3 protein-coding genes are annotated in these 3,966 nt (G+C 56.8%); all 3 read left to right on the top strand.

Annotation, left to right across the window (positions count from 1 at the left end; translation table 11 throughout):
- Positions 1–163 precede the first annotated feature (163 nt).
- Genes ACIQWO_RS27325 through ACIQWO_RS27315 form a run of 3 tightly spaced genes read left to right on the top strand, consistent with a single transcriptional unit; the run spans position 164 to position 2,878 of the window.
- The gene (locus tag ACIQWO_RS27325) at positions 164–1,015 is read left to right on the top strand and encodes an aldolase/citrate lyase family protein (protein WP_402830839.1); all 852 of its coding nucleotides are present in this window, start codon (positions 164–166) and stop codon (positions 1,013–1,015) included.
- Positions 1,008–1,535 carry a (R)-specific enoyl-CoA hydratase RipB/Ich gene (gene ripB, locus ACIQWO_RS27320; RefSeq protein WP_402830838.1) on the top strand — a complete coding sequence of 176 codons (528 nt, stop codon included), beginning with the start codon at positions 1,008–1,010 and terminating at the stop codon, positions 1,533–1,535. Before ACIQWO_RS27325 ends, ripB begins: the two co-directional genes overlap by 8 nt.
- A gap of 23 nt (positions 1,536–1,558) precedes the next feature.
- Positions 1,559–2,878: an acetyl-CoA hydrolase/transferase family protein gene (locus ACIQWO_RS27315; protein ID WP_402830836.1), complete on the top strand. Its 1,320-nt coding sequence runs from the start codon at positions 1,559–1,561 to the stop codon at positions 2,876–2,878.
- Positions 2,879–3,966: the final 1,088 nt, after the last annotated feature.

Raw genomic sequence — 3,966 nt, 5'->3', positions numbered from 1 at the left:
AAGCAAGCTGTACGTCATGCTCAACGGCTCCACGCAGGGCCAGGCCCCCACCTATTGGGGCACGGCCAACTTCCGATATCTGTTTTAACGGGGGATGATGCTGGGATATGCGTTGTGCCGGAATGTCGTCAGAACGATCAACCTTATCAAGGAGGTCATGGCCATGCCCACCAGTCTTAGAAGCTGGTTATTCACCCCGGCCACTCGTCCCGAGCGATTTGCGAAAGCTGCTTCGGTGGCCGCAGACGTTCTCATCATGGATCTGGAAGACGCAGTGGCCCCCGTCGATAAAGACAGAGCAAGATCCATCGCGCTGCAGACATTGACCGAACCGAGTGACATGCCGGCTCGCGTGATCAGGGTCAACGGTCTGGGAACTCGCGCCGGACTCAACGACCTGACCGCCATTCTTGAGGCCGAAGCAATCCCAAACCTGCTCTTGCTACCGAAGGTGGAATCTCCCGTTCAACTCCAGATAATTGACCGGCTATTGACGGAAGTTGGCGCGTCCACCGCGCTTGTTGCATTGGTTGAGAGTGCCCGCGGTGTCGATGCAGTCCATGAATCGCTATTAGCTACGCCGCGGCTTCGCGCCACAATGCTGGGTACAGCTGATCTGGCTGCGGACTATGGCTGTGACAGTCGCGCGCCGAACCTCCTCATCGCCCGCGCGCGACTGATTTCCGCCGCAGCCCGAGCGCGTGTCGATGCCATTGATTCGCCGTGGTTCGATCTACACGATGATGCTGGCTTTCAACGTGATGTGGAACAGGCTGTTGAGATGGGCTTTGTCGGCAAAGCCGCGATCCATCCGCGGCAGGTTCCCGTCATCAATGCCGCGTTCGCGCCAACGCCAGAGCAAGTCGAACACGCACATTCAATTCTTGCGGTCAATGCTGCCGGAGTTGGCCTGCTAGATGGTGTGATGATCGACGAGGCCGTGGCGCGCAACGCGCGTCGCGTGCTCGCCGCGGCTGGTATTTCCACCTCTCCTGAAGGAGCACGCCATGGATAACATTCTGCCTGCCTACAAGCACGTTGGCGATCAGCGCTATCGCGAAACGTCCGGGTTGTACTACGAGGACTTCATTCCGGGTGACACGTTTGAACATCGTCCCGGACGCACCGTTTTGGATGCGGACAACGTGTGGTTCACACTGCTGACGCTCAACATCCAGCAGGTACATTTCGACGCGTCGTATGCCGCCCAGACCGAATGGAAGAAGTTGCTGGTTGATTCCACGTTCACACTGGCCCTGCTCACCGGAATGAGTGTACGCACGGTCAGCGCAAAGGTGGTCGCTAATCTGGGCTGGGACAAGGTCCGGGCCAGCCATCCGGTATTCGCCGGCGACACGCTTTATGCAGAGAGTACCGTACTGCACAAGCGCGAATCCAAGAGCCGCCCCACGCAAGGCATCGTCACCGTGCTGACACGCGGCATCAACCAGAGTGGTAACGAAGTCATGAGCTTCGAACGCACGATTCTTGTCTACCGTCGAGGACACCATCCCAAAGAAGAATCGAATTACTAACCGTTATCGCGGGGAAAATCACGATGGATATTGCCACTCTCTACCAATCGAAACTCACGGTCCCGGAGGTCGCAGTCTCTCTTATCGACCCGGGTAGCCGGATCTCGGTCGGAATGGCGGCAGCCGAACCGCCAGCGTTGCTCGCTGCACTTGCCGATCGTGCTGCGGACGGCAAAGTCGAAGGCATTCGGGCCTACTATTACGAATCGACGCCGCTGCTCAACGAGACAATCCTTCGTTACGAACTCAACGATCGAATTGCCCCATTCAGCATGTTCATCACCTCTGCGGAGCGCGCGCTCATCAAGCGCGGACTGGAAGATGGGCGCAAGGTGGTCAGCTTCGTGCCGAGTACATTTCATCAGGCACCACGGCTGCTTAGCGAACATATCGGCATCGATACCTTACTGATGATTGTGTCGCCGATGGATCGCCACGGGTACTTCAGTCTCGGCACCGGCAACGATTACTCGAGCCGACTGGTACAGACCGCTCGTCGAGTGATCGTCGAAGTCAATGAGAATATGCCTCGTGTCCAGGGTAATGGCGCGCAAATTCACGTTTCACAGGTCAGCGCGATCGTCGAACATACGGTCCCTCTGTTCGAGTTGCCGATTCGCCGGGCAGACCCAGAGGACGAAGCCATCGGTCGTACGATCGCTGAGATGGTTCCAGACGGCGCATGCTTGCAAATGGGGGTGGGTGCATTGCCGAACTTTGTTTGCGCACAGCTCACCACACGCAACGACCTGGGCATTCATACGGAGGCTCTGTGTCCTGGGATGATTGATTTGATCCAGCGAGGAGTGGTTAACAACCGCCGCAAGGCGCTGGATATTGGCAAAACGGTGTTCACCTTCGCGATGGGACAGAAGTCAATGTACCAATTCATCGACGATAATCCCGCGATCTACAGTCAGCCGGTTGACTACGTGAATGATCCTCACATCATCGCCCAAAACGACCGCGTGATCTCGGTCAATGCGACGCTGCAGGTCGACCTGACAGGTGCATGTAACTCAGAGCACGTGCTCGGCCACCAATACAGTGCCTCGGGTGGCCAACTGGATTTCGTGCGTGGAGCCTATGCCTCCAAGGGGGGGAAGTCCATTATCGCGTGTCGTGCCACTGCCGCAAAAGGTCAGATTTCGCGAATTGTTCCCCGGTTGGATGGCCCGGTCACCACACCACGCATCGATACCCACATTGTGGTCACTGAGTACGGCTGGACGGATCTTAAAGGTAAATCATCTACAGAGAGAGCATTAAGCCTGATCGCTATTGCCGATCCTCGATTCCGCGATGAGTTGCTTCATGCCGCGGGCGAATTACATCTGGTCTGACATCGAAAGGTAACCCCATACACCGGTAGTTGTGATCACGGTAGCGTGTACCGCATCAAATTCAGAAGTGACCGTGCAACTCCAGGTGGCCAGATGAATAGATGACCGGGGCTTGAGCCGGCGATGGTTCAGGTAAACGAACCAAGGACATGGCGAAATGACCTCGACGCACGCTCTGAGCGGTGATCATATCGGGCTGTGCAACCGGAAACGACCCTATGAGAGCCTTGGTGGATCAGACCTGGGGTGGCGTGCTTCGTGCCGCTGCCGATACATGCCAGCAAAATCGCTGAAGCTCAAAGCGTCCCGCATGACCTCGTGCAGTAAGAAGTCCACTCCCGACTGAAATCCTGTGTTCACATTTGTTGTCGCCCACGCCGGCCGCCAAACGCCTTCTGCCAGTCTTGTCGATGGAAACTGGCGCCACGCACGATAACCGGACATCGAGATGTGGCCGGTTGGTCGCAAATGTTTGGTGCGCAGTTCGTCGATTCGCCGCGCAGCTCTGTCGATTCTCGAGAGCGTGTTGGATCGGTAAGCGGTGCCTCGATTCCTCCCACGAAATGCATTCCCCGGTGAACTACCGCGCACGATTCGTAGCGGTTCGAGCCATTGTGAAATCTGCGAAACTCAGAATCCTAAAACATGTATCGAGGAGATTGAGCGCCGGTAGAGTCACGGTATCAACAAAGGCGTCGATGCCTTATTCGCCGCCTACGGAGCAAGTGCACCCAATCGATGTCTCGATTTCGAAAAACATCGATATTTTCTCAATTGACATATGGCAATAATCAGCTCGGTTGACTGTGTAAGCCTAGTGCCCGGCGCATCGTTGTGCGGATTGCAGCCGTGACGCGTGGCATTGGCCCGAAGAGCGCAAGCCAGCACGCACTATCCATATGAAAAGCTTGCAAATCCACCGCGTCAAATCTCGGCATCCGATGCTACCTGTGTCATGCGTGGTCTCGGGGGGTGGGGGGGGGGGGGGGGGGGGGGGGGGGGGGCGCAAAAAACGGCCCGGGGGGCCAGCGCTTAAAAAAAAACAAAACCACGGAGGTCCCCAACCCCGGGAGACAGGGCCCAAAAGG

This window comes from Pandoraea sp. NPDC090278 (assembly GCF_044772185.1).
GTDB lineage: Bacteria > Pseudomonadota > Gammaproteobacteria > Burkholderiales > Burkholderiaceae > Pandoraea.
The sequence above is the reverse complement of the archived record's forward strand: the minus strand, read 5'-3'. Positions and strand labels throughout refer to the sequence as shown.

What these genes read in the sequence shown, in the direction of transcription:
- ACIQWO_RS27325 (WP_402830839.1), top strand. Translation starts at nt 164, where the DNA reads ATGCCCACCAGTCTTAGAAGCTGGTTATTCACCCCGGCCACTCGTCCC.
- ripB (WP_402830838.1), top strand. Translation starts at nt 1,008, where the DNA reads ATGGATAACATTCTGCCTGCCTACAAGCACGTTGGCGATCAGCGCTAT.
- ACIQWO_RS27315 (WP_402830836.1), top strand. Translation starts at nt 1,559, where the DNA reads ATGGATATTGCCACTCTCTACCAATCGAAACTCACGGTCCCGGAGGTC.